General features: G+C 68.2%; 21 protein-coding genes. 14 read left to right on the top strand and 7 right to left on the bottom strand.

What is annotated here, in order from left to right; all coding sequences use genetic code 11:
* Positions 1–30: 30 nt before the first annotated feature.
* On the top strand, positions 31–894 hold the full coding sequence (locus ACO6VK_RS10680) for an OmpA family protein (protein ID WP_422506939.1): 864 nt from the start codon (positions 31–33) through the stop codon (positions 892–894).
* 177 nt (positions 895–1,071) lie between these two features.
* On the opposite strand, the gene ACO6VK_RS10685 is transcribed toward ACO6VK_RS10680, so the two are convergent.
* From ACO6VK_RS10685 to ACO6VK_RS10695, 3 genes are all read right to left on the bottom strand, one after another.
* Positions 1,072–1,464, bottom strand: a complete 393-nt coding sequence (locus tag ACO6VK_RS10685; RefSeq protein WP_422506941.1) for an OsmC family protein — start codon at positions 1,462–1,464, stop codon at positions 1,072–1,074.
* Between the two features lie 99 nt (positions 1,465–1,563).
* The gene (locus ACO6VK_RS10690) at positions 1,564–2,412 is read right to left on the bottom strand and encodes an acid phosphatase (protein ID WP_422506943.1); all 849 of its coding nucleotides are present in this window, start codon (positions 2,410–2,412) and stop codon (positions 1,564–1,566) included.
* A 109-nt stretch (positions 2,413–2,521) separates the two neighbouring features.
* Positions 2,522–4,162 carry a histidine kinase gene (locus ACO6VK_RS10695; protein WP_422506945.1) on the bottom strand — a complete coding sequence of 547 codons (1,641 nt, stop codon included), beginning with the start codon at positions 4,160–4,162 and terminating at the stop codon, positions 2,522–2,524.
* Positions 4,163–4,302: 140 nt separating this feature from the next.
* On the opposite strand from ACO6VK_RS10695, the gene ACO6VK_RS10700 reads away from it, so the two are divergent.
* The 3 genes from ACO6VK_RS10700 (at position 4,303) to ACO6VK_RS10710 (ending at position 6,632) form a co-directional block, all read left to right on the top strand.
* Positions 4,303–5,274 carry a helix-turn-helix domain-containing protein gene (locus ACO6VK_RS10700; RefSeq protein WP_422506947.1) on the top strand — a complete coding sequence of 324 codons (972 nt, stop codon included), beginning with the start codon at positions 4,303–4,305 and terminating at the stop codon, positions 5,272–5,274.
* Positions 5,275–5,468: 194 nt separating this feature from the next.
* The gene (locus ACO6VK_RS10705; protein ID WP_422506949.1) at positions 5,469–6,119 is read left to right on the top strand and encodes a response regulator; all 651 of its coding nucleotides are present in this window, start codon (positions 5,469–5,471) and stop codon (positions 6,117–6,119) included.
* Positions 6,120–6,224: 105 nt separating this feature from the next.
* Positions 6,225–6,632: a response regulator gene (locus ACO6VK_RS10710; protein WP_422506951.1), complete on the top strand. Its 408-nt coding sequence runs from the start codon at positions 6,225–6,227 to the stop codon at positions 6,630–6,632.
* Here ACO6VK_RS10710 and ACO6VK_RS10715 read toward each other — a convergent pair.
* Positions 6,629–7,771: a hypothetical protein gene (locus ACO6VK_RS10715; RefSeq protein ID WP_422506953.1), complete on the bottom strand. Its 1,143-nt coding sequence runs from the start codon at positions 7,769–7,771 to the stop codon at positions 6,629–6,631. The genes ACO6VK_RS10710 and ACO6VK_RS10715 overlap by 4 nt on opposite strands.
* 154 nt (positions 7,772–7,925) lie before the next feature.
* Here ACO6VK_RS10715 and ACO6VK_RS10720 point away from each other — a divergent pair, with 154 nt between their 5' ends.
* The 10 genes from ACO6VK_RS10720 to ACO6VK_RS10765 all read left to right on the top strand — a co-directional run bounded on the left by ACO6VK_RS10720 (position 7,926) and on the right by ACO6VK_RS10765 (position 18,206).
* Positions 7,926–8,357 (top strand): hypothetical protein, encoded by a 432-nt coding sequence (locus ACO6VK_RS10720; protein WP_422506955.1) that lies wholly within the window; start codon positions 7,926–7,928, stop codon positions 8,355–8,357.
* A 4-nt stretch (positions 8,358–8,361) separates the two neighbouring features.
* On the top strand, positions 8,362–8,871 hold the full coding sequence (locus tag ACO6VK_RS10725) for a DUF202 domain-containing protein (protein ID WP_422506957.1): 510 nt from the start codon (positions 8,362–8,364) through the stop codon (positions 8,869–8,871).
* Positions 8,872–8,943: 72 nt separating this feature from the next.
* Positions 8,944–10,533 (top strand): arylsulfatase, encoded by a 1,590-nt coding sequence (locus tag ACO6VK_RS10730; RefSeq protein WP_422506959.1) that lies wholly within the window; start codon positions 8,944–8,946, stop codon positions 10,531–10,533.
* 54 nt (positions 10,534–10,587) lie between these two features.
* Complete coding sequence (locus ACO6VK_RS10735; RefSeq protein WP_422506961.1) at positions 10,588–11,514, top strand: formylglycine-generating enzyme family protein; 927 nt, start codon at positions 10,588–10,590, stop codon at positions 11,512–11,514.
* Between the two features lie 41 nt (positions 11,515–11,555).
* Positions 11,556–12,548 (top strand): SphA family protein, encoded by a 993-nt coding sequence (locus tag ACO6VK_RS10740; RefSeq protein WP_422506963.1) that lies wholly within the window; start codon positions 11,556–11,558, stop codon positions 12,546–12,548.
* A 45-nt stretch (positions 12,549–12,593) separates the two neighbouring features.
* Positions 12,594–13,400, top strand: coding sequence for a DUF2092 domain-containing protein (locus tag ACO6VK_RS10745; RefSeq protein WP_422506965.1), 807 nt, complete (start codon positions 12,594–12,596; stop codon positions 13,398–13,400).
* A gap of 1 nt (position 13,401) precedes the next feature.
* Complete coding sequence (locus ACO6VK_RS10750; RefSeq protein ID WP_422506967.1) at positions 13,402–13,926, top strand: hypothetical protein; 525 nt, start codon at positions 13,402–13,404, stop codon at positions 13,924–13,926.
* A 150-nt stretch (positions 13,927–14,076) separates the two neighbouring features.
* Positions 14,077–14,625 carry a DUF4136 domain-containing protein gene (locus ACO6VK_RS10755; RefSeq protein ID WP_422506969.1) on the top strand — a complete coding sequence of 183 codons (549 nt, stop codon included), beginning with the start codon at positions 14,077–14,079 and terminating at the stop codon, positions 14,623–14,625.
* Positions 14,626–14,760: 135 nt separating this feature from the next.
* The gene (locus ACO6VK_RS10760; RefSeq protein ID WP_422506971.1) at positions 14,761–15,912 is read left to right on the top strand and encodes a BamA/TamA family outer membrane protein; all 1,152 of its coding nucleotides are present in this window, start codon (positions 14,761–14,763) and stop codon (positions 15,910–15,912) included.
* Positions 15,903–18,206, top strand: a complete 2,304-nt coding sequence (locus ACO6VK_RS10765; RefSeq protein ID WP_422506973.1) for a patatin-like phospholipase family protein — start codon at positions 15,903–15,905, stop codon at positions 18,204–18,206. Before ACO6VK_RS10760 ends, ACO6VK_RS10765 begins: the two co-directional genes overlap by 10 nt.
* Before the next feature lie 6 nt (positions 18,207–18,212).
* Here ACO6VK_RS10765 and ACO6VK_RS10770 read toward each other — a convergent pair whose 3' ends face one another.
* Genes ACO6VK_RS10770 through ACO6VK_RS10780 form a run of 3 tightly spaced genes read right to left on the bottom strand, consistent with a single transcriptional unit; the run spans position 18,213 to position 19,431 of the window.
* Positions 18,213–18,389, bottom strand: a complete 177-nt coding sequence (locus tag ACO6VK_RS10770) for a hypothetical protein (RefSeq protein ID WP_422506975.1) — start codon at positions 18,387–18,389, stop codon at positions 18,213–18,215.
* Positions 18,390–18,442: 53 nt separating this feature from the next.
* The gene (locus ACO6VK_RS10775) at positions 18,443–19,252 is read right to left on the bottom strand and encodes a hypothetical protein (RefSeq protein ID WP_422506977.1); all 810 of its coding nucleotides are present in this window, start codon (positions 19,250–19,252) and stop codon (positions 18,443–18,445) included.
* Between the two features lie 29 nt (positions 19,253–19,281).
* On the bottom strand, positions 19,282–19,431 hold the full coding sequence (locus ACO6VK_RS10780; protein WP_422506979.1) for a hypothetical protein: 150 nt from the start codon (positions 19,429–19,431) through the stop codon (positions 19,282–19,284).
* Between the last annotated feature and the right edge of the window lie 21 nt (positions 19,432–19,452).

Raw genomic sequence — 19,452 nt, forward strand, 5'->3', positions numbered from 1 at the left:
CGGCTGCCAACACGTATCCAGGGGGAAACCATGTCCACATCATCCGCATCCACGTCGCCGCTGCTGCGCTCGCTGTCGCTGGGGCTGGCGGTCCTGCTGTTCAGTGCATGTGCCAGCCACGGTCGGAAGGCCGATGGTCCTGCAACGATGGAGGCAGGCGGTGCGGAAGCGGCCGCCCCGGCGTTCCCGGACCCGCGCAAGGCCTCGCTGAAGGAAGGCCTGTTCGTCGACATCGACAGCCTGCGCCTGTTCGCGCGCGGCATGAGCAAGCGCCAGCTCTACAGCCTGCTCGGTACGCCGCATTTCGGTGAGGGCATGTGGGGCGTACGCGAGTGGAACTACCTGTTCAACTTCCGCAGTACCCCGGGCGGGGACTACTTCACCTGCCAGTTCATGGTCAGCTTCGACAGCAAGGGCATCGCCCAGGACAGCCATTGGAAGCCGGCCGCCTGCGCGGCGGTGCTGCAGCCGCCGGCCCCGCCGCCGCCGCCGCCGCCGCCCGCCCCGGTGGTCATGCCGACCGAACCGCTGCGCCTGTCGGCCGATGCGCTGTTCGCCTTCGATAGTGCGGTGCTGACCGCCGAAGGGCGTCGCAGCATCGACGCGGTGCTGGACCAGGTGCGCAGCGCCAGCCAGGTGCAGACCATCCAGGTGCTGGGCTACACCGACCGTATCGGGGCCGACGCCTACAACCTGGACCTGTCGCAGCGCCGCGCCCACGCCGTGCGCGATGCGCTGGTGCAGGGCGGCGTGCCGGCGGCGGCGATCATGGCCGAAGGCCGCGGCAAGGCCAACCCGCTGGTGCAGTGTGACTCGGCAGGGCGCAAGGCGCTGATCGCCTGCCTGGCACCGAACCGGCGCGTGGAGCTGTCGGGGATGGCCACGCCGCGCTGAGCGCGGCGGCTCCCACGCGGACACGCGCTCTTTCCCATGCTTTCCGTGTCCCGGCCTGCCCACGCAGGCTGTGACGCACCGTCTTGTCCCGGTACGCCGCTTTCACAGCGAGATGTCTCCCCCGTCATCGATCTGGGAGCGGCGTGCCGGGCCATTCTTCTCCGCCACCCAGGCGGATCAGGCGCCGCGTTCGCTGGTGATGGTGGCGCCCTCGCGCATGACCCTGGTGACCGGGGTCTTTTCGACCACCTCCAGCAGGCGCGCCCACTGTGCGTCGGTGAGCGGGGCGCTGGCATGGAGCACGCGGTGCACCACCAGCCGATCGGCGGCGTCGCGGTGTGAACTCAGCTCGGCGCGGAACTCGCCCAGCTCCCAGCCCTTCTTCTCGGCATACATGCGCAGGGTGATCGCGGTACACGCCGACAGCGAGGCCAGGTACAGGTCGAACGGGGCAAAGCCTGCCCCCTGGCCGCCGAGGCTGGCCGGTTCGTCGGCGACCAGCGCATGCGCGCCGCTGTGGATCTGGTGACGGTAGTTGGGGCCGTCTGAGACGATCTGGACCTGGGCCATGCGGGACACCTTCCGGTTGGGATGAGGTGCCGAGCATGGCACGCGCCATTGCGGGAAGCGCAGGCCGAGGTGGAATGCACCGGTGCAGGGGCGGGCGGCTCATTCGACGCCGGGAATCGCCACCTTCAGCGCGGCGGCTTCGACATCGCACCCGGTGGGCGTCACGCTGCTGCCGCGCAGGCTGGCGATCTCGGCGCGTGCGGCGGCCATGTCGTCGCCGAAATCGGCATTGGCATGCAGCGATGCCACCGCGCCGGCGGCGACCGCGCGCCCCTGCAGCACGTCGCTTTGCCAATGCGCATTGCAGATCAGCCGGTTCTCGCCGAAGGCGCGGCCGCGCGCGAGCAGGGCGTCGGCGCGATCCGGGCTGAGTTCGGTCAACAACAGGGCCCAGGTCCAGCCGATCGCGGTGTGGCCGGAGGGGTAGGAGCCGTCGGTACGCAGCTGCGCTTCATCGGCCGGGGCGCAGGTGGCCTCCTTGTAGTACACGAACGGCCGCGTGCGCTGGTAGTGGTCCTTGGCCGCATAGGTCGCCAGGCCGGCGTCGACCAGGCTGCGCTGCAGCAGCAGGTACAGGCGCGGGGTGTCCTGCTGGCTGATCGGAACGCCGAGCGCACAGGCGAACGCGGTGGCGATATGCGGGAAGCGCAGGTCGGCATCGGCGCTGGCGAGCGCGTAGCGTGGCGAACCGCGCAGTTTCTGCGAGGCCCGGCTGACGGCCTGGTCACGCGCGAATCCCGGCGAGCCCTTCGCCGGTGGTGGTGGCAGCAGGGCGAGGCTGTCGGGCAGGGCGCGCCCCAGGTAGCCGGCCGGAACGCCGGGACGGATCTCGGGCACTGCCTTCGCCACCGGTGCGGGCGGGGGAGGTGCTCCCATCGGGGTGGAGGCACAGCCAGCGGCGAGCAGCAGCGCCGGGACGAACAGGGAGCGGGGCGACAGGGCGGCCATGCGGATCTCCTTGGCAGGCGGCCAATGTGGCCGCCCGGACAGACCGCGCACAACCGCCTTTCTACGCGCGGGGCGCCAGTAAGACTACTGGGCCGCACACGCGTGGGGCTCAACGCAGCGGAAAGCGCACCTCGACGCGGGTACCGCCGAGCGGGCTGCGCGTCACCTGCAGCGTGCCGCCCAGCAGGTGCGCCCGTTCTTCCATGCTGATCATGCCGAGGCCGGGGGGAAGCTGGCTGCGGCAGGCGGTGGGCATGCCGACGCCGTCATCATCGATGCGCAGCAGCCACTCGCCCGCGCGTACCGTGACGAGCACATCGGCGACGCTCGCCCGCGCGTGGCGGTCGACGTTGTTGATCGCCTCCTGCACGATCCGGAACAGGCTCAGCTCCTGATCGTCGGGAAGGCGCGGTGGATCGTCGATATGGCAGCGCAGCCGCAGCGCCCCGCGGGTGTTGCGTTTGATGCAGAACGCATCGAGCGCGCTGGCCAGCCCGGTAAAACGCAGGATGCTCGGGTGAAGCTCATGGGAGATGGAGCGGATGTCGTTGGACACCGAGAGCAGCTGCTCCTGCAGCTCGACCACACTGGGACGCTCGCTGGGCGGCACCTGGTTGCGCAACGCACTGAGCCGGATCGAGATGGCGGCCAAGGACTGGTTGACATCGTCGTGCAGATCGCGCGCGATGCGGGTGCGCTCTTCCTCCTGCACCACCAGCATGCGGCCGGTGACCTCGCCGAGGCGCCGATAGGCCTGCTGCAGCTGGAGATGGTTGGACAGCTTCTGCTCGGACAGCGCCCCCAGGAACAGCAGCGCCGCACCGCTGCCCAGCGACCAGACCTGGGCCGTCACCAGGCTGCGCTCGGCGTTCCACAGCGCGAACGGCCCCAATCCCTCCAGACTGAGCTGCATGCCCAGCACGGCAACCACCAGCATGGCCACGCTGGCACCGGCCACGCCGAACACGATCAGCGCCCAGACCAGCAGCGGGATGGGGGCCAGCGCCAGCAACGGCGTGATCACACCCTCGCTCCAATCCATGCTCCACACCGCCGCGAGCGCGCCCATCAACACCAGGGCCATTGTCAGCGTGCGCCAATGCCACCCCACCCGGCGTTCCGGGGTGTGCACGATGCGCTCGACGTTGACCAGCATCGGCACCAGCAGCAGATAGCTCACGCTGTTGCACAGGATCAGCGTGAGCAGGGTGCCGGCCCCGGCTGTGTCACCGCCACCGGTGATCAGCAGTGTCTGGCACCACGCACTGCAGAGCGGCAGGAGCACGACGCCCATCAGCAGAAACAGGGCGATGTCGCGATACCCTTCCAGTGGCGCGCGCCGGGCGCGACCGCGCTGCAGCAGCCAGGCCACGATGAGGACGAGGGCAAACTCCACGAAGGTGGCCAGCAATCTCGGCATGGCGACGAACGGCACAAACACAACCGCAAGCAGCGTGCCGCCCGCTGCCGACAGCACGCAGCCACGCCATGCCGCGCGCGGGGTGAACAACAGCCACGCGAGCAGCAGGGGACCCGGCAGCCACAGCACGTGCAGGCGCAGGCCGGGCATCTGCGCCACGGCAGGCAGCAGCTGGCCGACCAGGCAGCCCAGCAGCAGCGGGATGAGCCGTGTGACGAGGGTGCGTACGTCGGATGACGGTGGTGTGGAGACGTGCGGCGTAGGGCGTGCGGTGCTGCCCGAATGGGCGAGGTGTGTCGGGACCCCGGTACGCTTCGCGTGGGCAACCACTGAACATGACCCTCGATGAGGAATGGGCAGGACGCCTGCAGGCGACTTGTGGCCCTGTCGTTTCCGCCCCACAATCGCGCCGATCACATCAGCTTGTCCCGTCCCGCGCTATCCGATTTCCGACCTGCCCAGGAGTTGGCATGAACGAACCGATGGCCCCTTACAGCCGCTTCGTGGTGGACGGCTTCGACGCGGATGCGCTGCTCGGCGTGGTCCGCGATACGCGTTTCGAGCAGCGCCTGCTGGGCGCAGGCCATTTCCGTGCCTGTGTGCAGCGGCTGGTATTTCCCGGGTTCAGCCTGGACAGCGGCGCCTACACACTGCCCATTTTCGCCAGCGGCTGTTTCGCCGAGGGGATGATGGCGCTGGCGATGGCGGTGTCCTGCACGCGGCCGATGTGGGCCAACGGACGCTGGATCGGCCTGGGCCAGGTGATGGTGTTTGCCGAGGATACCGAGTTGAATGTGCGGCCCAGCCCCGGCGGCTGGCAGTGGGCAGTGCTGCTGGTTCCGCGCGATGTGCTGCAGCGTGCGGCGGTGCTGCGGGTGGGGCGCGAGCTGCGCTTGCCACGGCATGGCTGGTACAGCCGCCCGGTCGCGCCTGCCCAGGCGCGTTCGCTGTGCTACGGCGTGGACAAGGCGCTGGCCGATGCGGCCCAGTGGGAGGGCATGGTGACGCCATCGCAATGGGAAGCACTGGCCGAGTTCGTGTTGTCGATCTTCGTCGATGCGGTCAGCGCCAGCGACACCGGGCCCGAACGCCGGGCGGTCGGCAACTGGATGGAGCGGCACCGCGACACCCTGGTACGCCGTGCAGAGGCCTATCTGAAGGCGCAGCTGGACCGTCCGTTCGACAGCCGTGCGCTGTCGCTCGCGCTGGGCGTGGGCGAGCGGCAGCTTGAACGCCTGTTCCGTGACGCGTTCGGGCACGGTCCGTGCCACTGGCACCAGATGGCCCGGCTGAACCTGGCCCGCAGCGCGCTGCTGCACGGCGGGGCGGGCGACAGCGTGACCGACATCGCAGGGCGTTTTGGTTTTTCCCACCTCGGACGGTTCTCGGGGCTGTACCGGACTGTCTTCGGGGAATGTCCCCGCGACACGCTGCGGTACTGAACCGGACAGGGTGGGCCCGCCCGGCGCGCACGCGATCACCGCCGGCGTGATCTCACGGCTTCGTCACAGGCATGCTCGCATGGTCAGCGCGCTGCACCCTCCGCACGCGACCACAATGGCGACGCCCGTCAATCCGGGCGGTGCACGGGGTGCTGCTCAATCAGGGGAGATTGATTGACAACGGAGATGATGCAATGGCCGTTTCATGTGCGCAGTCGCAGGGTATGCCGTATCGGAAAGTTGTCGTCGCCGACGACCACATGCTGGTCGCGCAGGGTATCGAACGCCTGCTGATGGATTGCTTCGACTCGATTGTGCTGGTGTCGTCCGGCGAGGCGCTGGTGGCGTCGGTACGCCGCGATCCACCGGACGTGGTGGTGGCCGATATCTCCATGCCCGGCATCAGCGGTATCGATGCGATGCGCCAGATGCGCGAAGAGGGGTATGGGATGCCCTTCGTGTTCCTGACCATGCACGACGAGTCCAGCGTGGCCGCCGAGGCCATCCGCGCCGGCGCCAGCGGCTACATTCTGAAGAGTTCAGCCGGCGATGAGCTGGTGCGGGCCATCAACGGCGTGATGGATGGCCAGACTTATGTCACCCCGACGCTGGCGGCCAATGCGATCGTCAACGCGGGGCGTCGCCAGTACACCCTGACCGACAAGCAGCTGCGCATTCTCGAGTTCGTCGCACGCGGGTTGCGCTCCAAGCAGATCGCCTACGAGCTGGGCGTGTCGGTGCGCACGGTGGAATCGCACAAGTACGCGATCATGCAGGAACTGGGGGTGCACGGCACACTGGAGCTGGTGCGCAAGGCCGAGCTGGAAGGCCTGATCCGGCACTGAGCGCTGTCGGCAAGTAGTTTTACTTGCCCGGCCCCGGTTGTTTTTCCCTTGTTCTGCTGCGTTCGTCCGCACACCATCGGTGCACGCGTCGAACGGGCGGAAGCCATGAATGCAGTCCGTGTGCTGCTGGCCGAGGATGGCTGTGCAATGGGACGCCAGCTCCGTGGCCTGCTGTGCCAGCAGTTCGATGTGATCGGCCTGGTACAGGACGGCGCGTCGCTGGTGCAGGCCGCGCAGGCCATGTTGCCCGATGTGGTGGTGACCGATATCGCCCTTCCCGAGCTGGACGGCCTGGCCGCGGCACAGCAGCTGCGGCAGCAACGCCCGGTACTGGGCGTGGTATTCATCACCGTGCATGCCGAAACGCAGATGATCGCCCGTGCGATGGCGCTTGGCGCATGCAGCTATGTCCTCAAGTCCGATGCAGGCGATGACCTGCTGCACGCGGTGCACGCCGCGATCCGCGGCGAGGCCTTCATCTCGCGCTCGCTGGCACCGGCCCGGCCGCACTAGGCCAGAATGCCCAGCAGCCTGCTGGCCAGCTCATCCACCGACATCGCCACCAGGAACAGCGGGCACAGCGGCAGCATCGCCGGCGCGGCGATCCACAGCAGGTTCCAGCGGTTCAGCGGTATCACCGACATCGATGCCAGTCCGTGGTACAGGCCGCTGAAGTCGGCCAGCGCCGAGGCATCCCCGTGGTCGAGCAGCGAATCGTCACCGTCGCCGGTCGCGTCGTCCTGTTTCCAACGGCGATCAAAGGTTGCCGACGCACGGTTGCCGAGGGCATCGAAGCGATACAGACCGTGGCGTTTGGCCCGCAGCATCGCCGGCATCAACAGCAGCAGCGGCGCCACCAGCAGCGCGGTGGCGCCAATCACGAAACCGGCCAGCAGGTGGCGCAGATCGTGCAGGCTTTCGCCGAGGTAGGTCATGTGATTCAGACAGGCGCCGGCGAGCAGCAGCCCACTGCTCAGCGACAGCACGGCAAAACGCTCCTGTGCCAGGCCCAGAAAGCCCAGGCCGCCGGCGCCATCAGGATGCTGGGGGCGCAGCACCAGGCCAACCCGTGGCAGACGCCAGAGCAGGTAGGTCCACAGCGCGAAGCGCCACAGCCACAGCAGCACGACCAGCCGGTGCAGCGGCAGCGACACCCATTCGTACCAGTAGCCGGCCGCGGTGAGGGCGGTGCCGTGCAGACGCCAATCGACAATGCCGGGCAACAGGCTGACCGCATGGCCGTCCAGCAGGGCCGGTGCCCAGGCGATGAGCACGCACAACGCTTCCGGCCACCACCCGTCGCGGCCGTGGCGCACCTGGCGCAGCAGCGCCTGCAGGCGCTGCTGGCGGTGCGCGGGTACCAGACTGTGCTGGACCAGCTGCCGGAACGCATTGCGCATCAGCGCGTCGGCCGGTGCCGCGGCAAGCACCAGCAGCGGCGTGGCCAGCAGCAGGCGCGCCAGCGTGGCGTAGTCGCCGAGCAGGGGCATGGCCGGCGGCTGCGGCCACAACATGCCGGCCGAGGCGCTCAGCAGCAGCAGCGGCAGCACGCTCACCAGCAGCAGGCCGAGCGCGATCCAGCAGGGCAGGTGCGGTGTGCCGCGCATCGCGCCGCTGGCGTGAAGCAGCCGGTGGACCAGTCCACCACGCATCAGGGATTCGCTGTGCCGGGCCATGCGCCGAGCATACCGCTGGCGACCGCACGACCCGGCGCAGTAAAAATACTGGCGGCGATGCAGTACCAATGCCGATTGTCGGATGCGGTGGTGACGCCCAAGCTGGAGCCCTGTCGCACGGACCCTCTCCATGCTCCTGGCCATCGAGTTCCTGACGCGCTTCTGGACGGACATGATCGATCGCGCGGACGGGCCGATGACGTTCCGCTTCTTCCTGCAACCGACGATGGCCCTGATCACGGCGCTGCTGGACGGCATCAAGGACGCACGCAGCGGACGCAGTCCGTATGCGTGGCTGCTGACCCACACGCAGGATCGTCAGGCACGGTTGACGGCATGGCGTGAGGGCGTCACCGCCACGACCCGCATCCTGCTGCTGGGGGTGGGCATGGATGTGATCTACCAGTTCCGCATGTTCGGGGGCTTCAAGTACCCGCTGGAATCGTTCGTGATTGCCGTGGTGCTGGGATTCCTGCCGTACCTGGTCCTGCGCGGCCCGTTCAACCGGCTCGCCACACGCTGGTTCCGCCGCCATCCCCCCAAGCCGAAAAGGGCGCCGTGAGGCCATGAACGATCCCGATCCCACCCGCACACTCGGCGACCGTGCCCTGAGCATCGCGCACGCGGCGCAGCTGCTGGGCGGCAACGACCAGGCATCGCTGGAGCTGTCGTCGCGCCGTACCGGCATGTCGTTCCAGCGGACCCGCATGAGCGCGGACCGCACATTGATGTCGATCATCCGCACCGCGCTGTCGCTGATCGGCTTCGGCTTCACCATCTACCAGTTCTTCGGTCACATGCTGCAGACCGTCGGCGGACTCCGCCCGCATGCGCCGCGCAACTTCGGCGTCGCCCTGGTGGCGCTGGGACTGGTGCTGCTGACGTTGGGCATCGTCTACCACGTACGCTACATGCAGGGGTTGCGCGCCGAACGTGCGCTGATGATCCGGGAGGGGCTTGTCCACGGCGAAAGCCGCTACCCGATCTCCCTGACCCTGATCACCGCCGGCCTGCTGTGGCTGCTGGGGCTGCTGGCGATCGTCAGCATGACCTTCAACATCGCACCGTTCGCCTGAGCATTCCACGTCCGTCCACCCGTCCGTTGCCGGCGCCGCGCCGGCGCGTCTTACGCTCCAATGGAGACTGTCATGGCAAACGCAAAGACCGCCCCGGCGAAGTCCGCCGGTTCCGCGAAGAAGGGCACCGGCAAGCGCCCCAACATCCTGGTGATCTGGGGCGACGACATCGGCATCAGCAACCTGAGCTGCTACAGCAGGGGGCTGATGGGGTACCAGACGCCGAACATCGACCGCATCGCGCGCGAGGGGGCGATGTTCACCGACTCCTATGGTGAACAGTCCTGCACGGCGGGGCGATCGTCGTTCATCACCGGGCAGAGCGTGTACCGCACCGGCCTGTCCAAGGTCGGCATTCCCGGCGCGCCGACCGGGATGAGCGACCAGCTGGTGACCATTGCCGCACTGCTCAAGAACCAGGGCTACGCCACGGGCCAGTTCGGCAAGAACCACCTTGGCGATCTGAACCACATGCTGCCGACCAACCACGGCTTCGATGAGTTCTTCGGCAACCTGTACCACCTCAATGCCGAGGAAGAGCCGGAAATGTACGACTACTTCCCCGAGAAGGATTTCCCCAACTTCCGCAAGACCACCGGGCCGCGCGGGGTGATCCACAGCTGGGCCACCGACAAGGACGATGCCACGGTGCAGGAGCGCTGGGGCAAGGTGGGCAGGCAGAAGATCGAGGACACCGGGCCGCTGAACGTCAAGCGCATGGAAACCTGCGACGACGAGTTCGCGGCAGCCGCCAAGGACTTCATCAAGCGGCAGCACGACGACGACACGCCGTTCTTTGTGTGGGTCAACTACACCCACATGCACATGTTCACCCACACCAAGCCGGAAAGCCTGGGCCAGGCCGGGCGGTGGCAGTCGCCGTATCACGACACCATGATCGACCACGACAAAAACGTGGGTGAGCTGCTGGACTTCCTCGACGAGCTGGGCATTGCCGAGGACACCTTCGTGATGTACTCCACCGACAACGGGCCACACCGCAACTCCTGGCCGGACGGTGGCACCACGCCCTTCCGCAGCGAGAAGGACACCAACTGGGAGGGCGCGTTCCGCATCCCGCTGGTGGCGCGCTGGCCGGGCCATATTCCGGCCGGCACCGTGGCCAACGGCATCGTGCAGCACCACGACTGGCTGCCCACCTTCCTGACGATGGCCGGCGACCCGGATGTCAGCGCCAAGCTGAAGAAGGGGTACAAGGCGAATGGCCGGACGTACAAGAACCACATCGACGGCATGGACCTGACCGGCTACCTGACGGGCAAGGAAAAGGAGAGCCCGCGCAACATCTTCGTGTACTTCAGCGACGATGGCGATGTCATGGCGATCCGCTACGACAACTGGAAGGTCTCGTTCATGGAGCAGCGCTGCAAGGGCACGCTCCAGGTCTGGGCCGAGCCGCTGACGCCGCTGCGGCTGCCCAAGGTCTACAACCTGCGCACCGATCCGTACGAGTTCGCCGATGTGACCTCCAACTCCTACTACGAATGGATGCTGTATCACGCCTACATCCTGTTCGGCGCGTACGCGATCGCCGACAAGTTCGCAGCGACGTTCAAGGAGTTCCCGCGGGTGCAGAAGCCCAACACCTTCACCATCGACGATGCGCTCAAATCGATGAGCGATGCGTGCGCGGGCAGCTGACATGACCCGGTGCGATCCTGCCACCGTCTCGTCGCGCGCGCCGGAGGTGCGGTCATGAGCGTCGTCGCCGACACCATGATCGCGCTCGCCGGGGGCGTGTTCAGCATGGGCTCCAACGACCACTATCCGGAGGAGCGGCCGCTGCACAAGGCCAAGGTGGCGCCCTTCCGGATCGACCGCTACCCGGTCACCAACCGCGAGTTTGCCCGGTTCGTGCGCGACACCGGGCATGTCACGGCGGCCGAGCGCCCGGCAGACCCCCGTGACTACCCCGGTGCCGATCCGGCGCTGCTGGTGCCCTCATCGGTGGTGTTCGTGGCGCCGGCGTATCCGGTCCCGTTGACAGATACCCATCAGTGGTGGCACTACGTGCCGAGCGCCGACTGGCGCCACCCGCGCGGCCCGTTCTCCAGCCTGGCCGGGCTGGAGGACCACCCGGTGGTGCACGTTACTCATGCCGACGCGCTGGCGTATGCGCGGTGGCTGGACAAGGATCTGCCCACCGAGGCCGAGTGGGAGTTCGCCGCGAAGGGCGGCAACGATGCCACCGAGTTCGCGTGGGGCGACAGCCTGCTGTGCGATGGCCGCCATATGGCCAATACCTGGCAGGGCGAGTTTCCGTGGCAGAACCTGGAAACCGACGGCCATCGCTGGACCTCCCCGGTGGGCAGCTATCCGCCCAACGGGTATGGCCTGTACGACATGATCGGCAACGTGTGGGAGTGGACCAGCGACTGGTACCAGCAGCATGACCAGCTGCAGAGCCGCCCCTGCTGCGCCATCGACAACCCGCGCGGCGGCGCGCGCGAGACCAGCCACGACCCGCGCGACCGCGCTGCGGTGCCGCGCCGGGTGATGAAGGGCGGCTCGCACCTGTGCGCGCCGAACTACTGCCGCCGCTACCGTCCGGGCGCCCGCATGGCGCAGCCGATCGATACCTCCACCTGCCATCTCGGCTTCCGCTGCGTGGAGCGGTCATGAACCGCCGCGCTGCCTGTGTCCCTGTCTGCGAGGAGATCCCCATGCCAATGCTTCCCGCCACCGTGAGCAGGAGTGCGCGCCCTTGGCGTCGGTTGACGCTGTTGTCCGTGATGCTGCTGGCAGCCACCGCGGCCGCGCCGGCGGCGGCGGTCGAAGGTGCGCTGGGCCGGTCCATCACCGGCATGCAGGTCACCTCCTATGCCGGGGTGATTCCGCCCGAGCCCGGCATGCAGTGGTCGCTCAGCTACGTGCACTACGACGGCAAGATCAGCGGCAACCGGCAGGCGCCCATCGCCGGGCAGCTGTCGCTGGGATTGGACGCCGACGTCAGCCTGACCGCCGCCACCGGCGTGTACGTGTGGCCGACCCGGACCGGCAAGTGGAACTTCGCCTCGATGCTGACGGTGCCCTACATCACCGCCGACGTCACCGCGGATCTGGTCGGGCCGCTGGGCACGCGGCGCGAGGTCAAGGACAGCACGTCCAATCTGTTCGACGTGTACTTCGCACCGTTCATCGCCGGCTACCACATTGATCCTGTGCAGCACGTGTCCGTCGGGCTGTATGTGTATGCACCGACCGCCAAGTACGACCCGGGCAAGCTGGCCAATCCCGGCATGAACGTGTGGACGCTCTCACCCAGCGTGGGCTACACGCACCTGTTCCAGGCGGGCACGCTGGAGTTCAGTGTGCTGGGCGCGGTGGACTGGTACAGCCGCAATGACGATACCGACTACAAGAACGGCCTGGTGGCCCGCGCCGATGTGCTGGTGGTCAAGCGCACTCCAAGTGGCTGGGGCTTCGGCGCGGCCGGCGGCTGGCTGCAGCAGGTGCAGGACGACGACGGTGATCTCGCCGACCGTCTGGGCGGCTTCAAGGGGCGTTCGTTCGGCATCGGGCCGGTGCTGACCTACGGAAAGAAGTGGGCGGGGGGCGAGCACCTGGATGTGTCCTTCCGCTACGTCGGCGAGTTCAGCGTCAAAAACCGGTTCGAGGGCGATCCCTGGAGCCTGTCGATCAGCGGTGGCTTCTGACCCGGGGCGATGCGTCCTGGTAAACCCGATGCGCGGAGAAACGACATGAGCGCTGCATTCCCGATGTTCCGATGGCTGGCCTGTGCGCTGCTGGCCGTGGCCTCCACGGCCACGGCCGCCACCGGGGCGGCACCGCCCGCGCCGGCTGCCGCGCGCCCCGAGGCGACCGCACGCGATCCCGGGGCGCTGGCCGCGCTGGACCGGATGGGCACGGCGCTGCGTGCGCTCAACCAGTTCTCGCTGGTGTCCCGTGCGAGCACCGAGGTGGTGCTCGACGACGGCCAGAAGATCGAGCTGGACAGCACGGTGACCTACAGGGTCAAGCGACCCAACCAGCTGTTCCTGGAGATCCGCAGCGACCGCCAGCTGCGCCAGTTGTTCTATGACGGCAAGGCGATGTCGCTGTACTCGCCGCGCCTGAAGTACTACGCCCAGGCCGATGGCGTGCATGCGACGCTGGGCGATCTGGCCGCACAGGTGGCCGACCGCTATGGCATCGAGCTGCCGCTGGCGGACATGTTCCTGTGGGGAACCGACAAGGCGCGGACGGACGCGATCCGCAGCGCGCTGCATATCGGGGGCGGAACGGTCGACGGCGATGCCGTGGAGCAGTACGCCTTCCAGCAGGACCAGGTGGACTGGCAGATCTGGATCGCCACGGCGACCTCGCTGCCCAGGAAACTGATCATCACGTCGCGGGACGATCCGGCGCTGCCGCAGTACCGCGCCGACCTGCGCTGGGATACGCGCACCCCGGTTGCGTCCACGGCGTTCCATTTCACGCCGCCTGCCGATGCGTCGCGGATCGCGCTGGTGCCGGTGGCGATGTCGGCTGACGACCAGGAGAACTGACATGCACAGCACGATCCTTGCACAGGGGCGACGGGGGGCAGCGCTGGCAATGGGCGCGTTGCTGGTGCTGGCGCTGAGCGTGGTGCCGGTGGCGGCGCAGCACGGCCCACACGGTGGCGGTGGCATGCGGGCAGGGGCTCACGCCGGCGCGGCCCGTGCCGCTGCGCACAGCAGCATCAACCGCCCGGTGCAGCGGCCGCAGGGTGGGGCGGGCAACCGCAACGTCGATCGGAACGTGAACCGCAACGTCAACCGCACTGTCAATCGCAACGTCAATGTCGACGTGGACTATCACGACGATCACTGGAACCACTGGGACGACCACCCGTTCGCCACCGCGGCGGCAGTGACCGCCGGCGTGGCAGTGACCTCGGCGGTGATCGGCTCGATCGTCAACAGCGTGCCGCCCAGCTGTGTGACCACCGTGATCAACGGAATGGCCTACCAGCAATGCGGCAGTACCTGGTATGAGCCGCGCTATGCGGGCACAACGGTGCAGTACGTGGTGATCAACCCGCCGCGTTGAACCGGCGCGGCTAGGTAGTTTTTCCCGCTGCCGCTGCGTAGTAATGCGGATTCCGCGACAGCGGCGGCATCGTAACGTGGTGGTTGTGCCCTGCGACGACCGCTGCACCGGCAGCGCGTCCTTCCTCTTCCGGAACTGGAGCCTCGCGTCATGAAAGCCTTCGCCATTGCCGTCCTCGCCACCTCGCTGGTTGCCTGCGCGTCGTCCCCGACGGTCAAGACCGACTTCGACAGCAGCGCCAACTTCTCCTCCTACCGCACCTATACCTGGGCGATGAAGCCCGAGGCCGGCTCACCGCTGGTGCAGCAGCGCATCGTTGACGGCATCAATGCCCGTCTGCAGGCCAAGGGCCTGCGCGAGGCACCCAACGGCGACATTGCGCTGGCCGCGCATATCGCCAACAGCCAGAAGCAGACCCTGGACACCTTCTACACCGGCACCGGCATGGGCGGCTGGGGCTGGCGCGGCGGCGGGTGGGGCGGCGGCATGGCGATGGGCAATGCGACCACCACGGTGCGTACCTACGACGTTGGCACACTGGTGGTGGACATGTTCGACGCCCGCACCAAGCAGGCGGTCTGGCGTGGCACGGCCAGCGGCACGGTGCCCAGCTCGCCGGAGAAGGTCAACGCCGCGGTCGAGGCCGGCCTGGACAAGCTGTTCGCCTCCTTCCCGCCGGGCGCCACGGCGGCGCGCTGAGCACGGTTTCATCGCGCGGCGTCGCGCCGGGGTTCTCCCTCCCACCGGCGCGGCGTCGCGCACCGGCAACGCATGACGCATACGTCGAGGTGATCCGTGTCGATCCGCGCCTGTTCCGGGTTGTGTGGCCTTGCGATGGCGCTCCTGAGCGGCGTGGTGTCGGCACAGCCGGCCACGGCAGGCGGACCCTCGCCGGCGGCCGCAGCGCCACCCGCGCAGGGCGGACGCTTTCGTGACGCCGAGGACGGGCGCTTCGACATGTCCGGCTGGCTGCTGGACCACCGCGGCTTTCTGCCGGTCCCGGTAATCATCACCGATCCGGCCGTCGGCAACGGCGGCGGGGTGGCGCTGGCGTTCTTCCATCGCCCGCACACGCCGGTCACCACCGATGCCGACGGCGCGCCGAAAATGGCCACGCCGGACATCTACGGTGGCGGCGCCATGCGCACCGCCAACGGCAGCGAGGCCGCCGGCATCGGCGCATCGCTGCATTTCGACGAAGATCGCTGGCGCTACCGCGGCGGCGTGGCCAAGGCGTCGATCAACCTGGACTTTTACACCCCCGGCAACGTGCTGCCGCCCTCGAAGATCGCCTACAACATGGATGGGGTGATGTCGTTCCAGCAGGGCTTCCGCCAGCTCGGCAAGCGCGACTTGTACGTGGGCCTGGCCTGGATCTACATGGATCTGGATCTGGGCTTCGACGTGGCGTCGGACCGCGACCGCTTCCAGCCGCACGAGCTGTCCCGGCGCAGTTCCGGGCTGGGCCTGTCGCTGGAATACGACAGCCGCGACAATCCGTTCACCCCGTCGCGCGGCTGGCTGGGGATGATCGAGGGCAACGCCTACCTGCCGGGGATCGGCAGCGACCAGAGTTTCCAGAGCTATCGCGGACACGCGTACGGCTACTGGCCGCTGGGGACGCGGCTGGTCCTCGGCGGGCGGGTCGATGCGCGCCGGGCGAACGGCGACATCCCGTTCTACCGGTTGCCGTACATCGACCTGCGCGGCATCGGCTCGGCCCGCTACCAGGACACTCGCGCGGCAGTGCTGGAAACCGAGCTGCGCTGTAACCTGACGCCACGCTGGGCGCTGATCGGCTTTGTCGGCGCCGGGCGCACCTGGGGCCGGCACAACAGCTTCGGTGACGGTGATGACCAGGTGTCCAAGGGAGCGGGGGTGCGCTACCTGATCGCCCGGCAGCTGGGGATGCACGTGGGCGTGGACTACGCCTGGGGACCGGAAGACGACACGTTCTACATCCAGGTGGGCAGCGCATGGCGCTGACCCGCACCCGACGCGGGCTGTGGCTGGGGTGCCTGGCGGCCCTCGGTGTGAGCGCTGCCGCACCGTGCGCCGCGGCCGGCCAGCAGGCTGATGCCCCGGATGCCGCAGCGGCGCTGGCGGGCAACGGTACCCAGTGTGGCGTGCGGGCGGCGGGCGACACGCGGCCGCGGATCGGGCTGGCGCTGGGCGGTGGCGGTGCGCGCGGCATTGCGCATGTGCGCATCCTCAAGCAGCTTGAGGCGCTGCACATTCCGGTGGACTGCATTGCCGGCACCAGCGCGGGCGCGCTGGTGGGCGCACTGTACGCGTCCGGGTCCAGCCCGGAGACCATCGAGCAGGTGGTGCTGGATACGCAGTGGATGGCGATGTTCAGCGACACGCTGCCCCGGCGCGAGCGCTCGCTGCGCCGCAAGGGCGACGACTTCGCCCAGCTGGCCCCGATCGGCGTGGGCCTGGGCGGCGAGGGCAAGGCGGTTGCCCTGGCCGGAGGTGTATCCGAAGGCGAGCGGTTGATCGCGCTGTTCGAGCGGGCGACCGGCGGCACGCGGGTCAGCGGTGCCTTCGACGATCTGGCCATCCCGTTCCGCGCCGTGGCCACCGACATCAACACCGGCAAGGCGGTGGTGCTCGACCACGGCAGCCTGCCGATGGCGATGCGCGCCAGCATGTCGCTGCCCGGCATCTTCCGGCCGGTGGCGATCGATGACCGGGTACTGCTGGATGGCGGGCTGTCCAACCAGGTGCCGATCGATGTGGTGCGCGCGATGGGCGCGGACCGGGTGATCGCGGTGGACGTGGGCACGCCGCTGAGCGTGTTGGATCGCAATGCCAGCCTGGTGGATGTGATCAGCCAGCTCAGCGGGTTCCTGACCACCGGCAGCGCGCAGCGCCAGCTCGACAGCCTCGGCGCGCAGGACCTGCTGATCTCGCCGGACCTGACCGGCAAGGTCGCCACCGGTGACTTCGACAAGGCGCCCGAGGCGCTTCGGATCGGCCAGCAGGCGGCGGACGCGGCGGCTCCGGCGCTGCGCGCGTTCTCGCAGCCGCCCGCCGCCTATGCGCGCTTCCAGCGGGACCGCGCAGAGCGCGCCGGCAACCGGCAGCCGGTGCGGGTGGACTTCGTGGACATGCACAACGACACCGGGTATGCCGACGCGCTGCTGATGTCCTACCTGCCACTGAAGGTGGGCGAGCCGCTGGATACCGCCGGCATGCAGGCCGGGGTGCTGCGGGCCTACGGGATGGGCACGCTGGCCAGTATCACCTACGACGTACGCGAGCGCGATGGGCAGACCGGCGTGGTGGTGTCGGCACATGCCAAGCCGAACGGGCCGGCGTACCTGGAGGCGGGCCTGAGCCTGAGCAACGACCTGGACGGCAACCATGAAAGCAATGTGCGCGCCGGGATACTGTTCTCGCCACTGTCCCCGTATGGTGCCGAGGCGCGCGTGGCGCTGCAGATTGGCAGTGAACCGGGCCTCACCGGGCAGTACTACCATCCCTTCGACCTGCACAACCGCTACGCGTTCCAGGTCGGGGGCGGCTTCCAGACGCGCGCGTTCAACCTCTACGACGCCAGCGGCGACAACAAGATCGCTCGTTATCGCGTGCGGCGCCTGGGCGTGACCGCTGCGATGGTGCGCAACATCTCCAACGTGATGACCTTGACCGCGGGGCTGGAGCGCTATCGCGGCGATGCGAAGGTGGAGGTGGGCGACCCCTCGATTCCCCGGGTCGACTTCGAGGAAGGCGCCTGGATCGCCGAAGCCACCCTGGACGACATCGACAGCCTGTATTTCCCGCGCGACGGCTACCTGGTGAATCTGGGCACGTATCAGTCGCGCCACGCACTCGGTGCGGACACGGCGTTCGGCCAGATCGACCTGGACGCGGTCGCGGCGCGGTCGTTCGGCCGCCATGCGCTGCAGCTGGGCCTGCGCTACCACGTCACCGCATCGGGCACCGCGCCGGTGCAGAGCCTGTACCGGCTGGGTGGGCGCTGGCGCCTGGCGGGCTTCCAGCAGAACGAGCTGACCGGGCAGGACTACGCGCTGGGTTTCGCCGGCTACACCTATGAGCTGGGCAAGGTGCTGGGCCGTTCGGCGCAGGTCGGTGGCACGGTCGAGTATGGCAACGCATGGCAGCAGCGCAGCGACATGTCGCTCAGCGAGGGCATCTGGAACGGCAGCGTGTTCCTCGGCTTCGATTCGTGGATCGGCCCGCTGATCTTCGGCATGGGGTTCCGCGAGGGCGGCGGCAACGTGCTGTTCATCGAGCTGGGGCAGTCGCTGTAGCCTGGCTTACAGCACCTGCGACAGGATCACGCCCAGCGCACCGAACCAGCACACGATCACGAACCAGGTCAGCACGGCGTTGGCGCCGATACCGCGGTGGCGGACCAGCAGGCTGACCACCAGCGCGGCCAGCAGCGGGACGACGAACAGGCTGAGGATCCAGATCCAGGGGTGGCTGTGCATGGCGGCGCCTGCAGGAAGGAGGGATCAGGTGAGCGTGCTGTCGGGCCGCAGCGCTATTCGGGGAACACCAGCGTGACCGAGAAGCGTCCGGTCCAGCGGTTGGCGTTCTGCGGCCGGTCCAGGTTGTAGAACCCACCGAGGCCGAGGCTGACCGGTGTATGGCCCAGCCGCAGCACCTTGGACACCGTTGCGCCGAGTGGCACGGTCCAGGCATCGCTGCTGGCGGCCTTCCAGTTGTAGCTGGTCTCGGAAGTGACGCTGAGCGACCAGCCGTTGGGCAGGTTGCGGGTGACGAACGGCTGCACGCTGGTGCTGCTCACATCCTCGCGGTCGCCGTCGCCGCCCACCGACCACACATGGTTGGCGAGCGCGCCGACCGTCCAGGCGCGGGTCTTGTGTACCAGGATGAAGGCCGGTCCGAGCGAGTACTTGCCGGTGCCCAGGGTCTCATGGGACGCGGTGTCGAGCAGGGCGGCGGCACCAAAGCCGACTTCGGTACCGTGCGCTTCGGACGCGGTTTTGGGGATGTAGTAACCCTGCACGAACAAGTCGCCGGTGCCGTGCCGGTCCTGCGGAAACTGGTTCCAAGCCAGCGGCAGGATCGGGCGCAGGATGAACTTTCCACGCTCGCCGACGAACGGGATCACCGGCTGGATCTTCAACTGCTGGTTGTGGAAATCGCCGCCCGGTCCCACCGAACCCAGATAGTTGTACTGGAACGGCACCGAGATCAGTGCCGCTCCGGGGTCGGCGAGCTTGCGTGCGATGTCGTCGGTCGAGTGCGGGGCGTCCTGCGCCCATGCCGTGGCCGGGCACAGCAGCGCTGCCAGCACGCATCCGCAGGTGATCGTGCCGGCGCGCATGCACTGTCCGTGACGCCATGTCCGGTGGCTCATCTCGGCGCGTCCACGACGATGTACTGCACGGTGGTGCCGACATACTGCGGCTGGTACCAGCCCGTCCCGCACTGCTGGTAGCCCACGCCATCGATGATGACCGTGCTGCAGTCGGCCGGCAGCGAATAGACCACCGATCCGATCATGGCCGAGGTGACCGCCACGCC

Origin of the sequence: Stenotrophomonas sp. GZD-301 (genome assembly GCF_049310345.1) — a bacterium.
Classification (GTDB): domain Bacteria; phylum Pseudomonadota; class Gammaproteobacteria; order Xanthomonadales; family Xanthomonadaceae; genus Stenotrophomonas.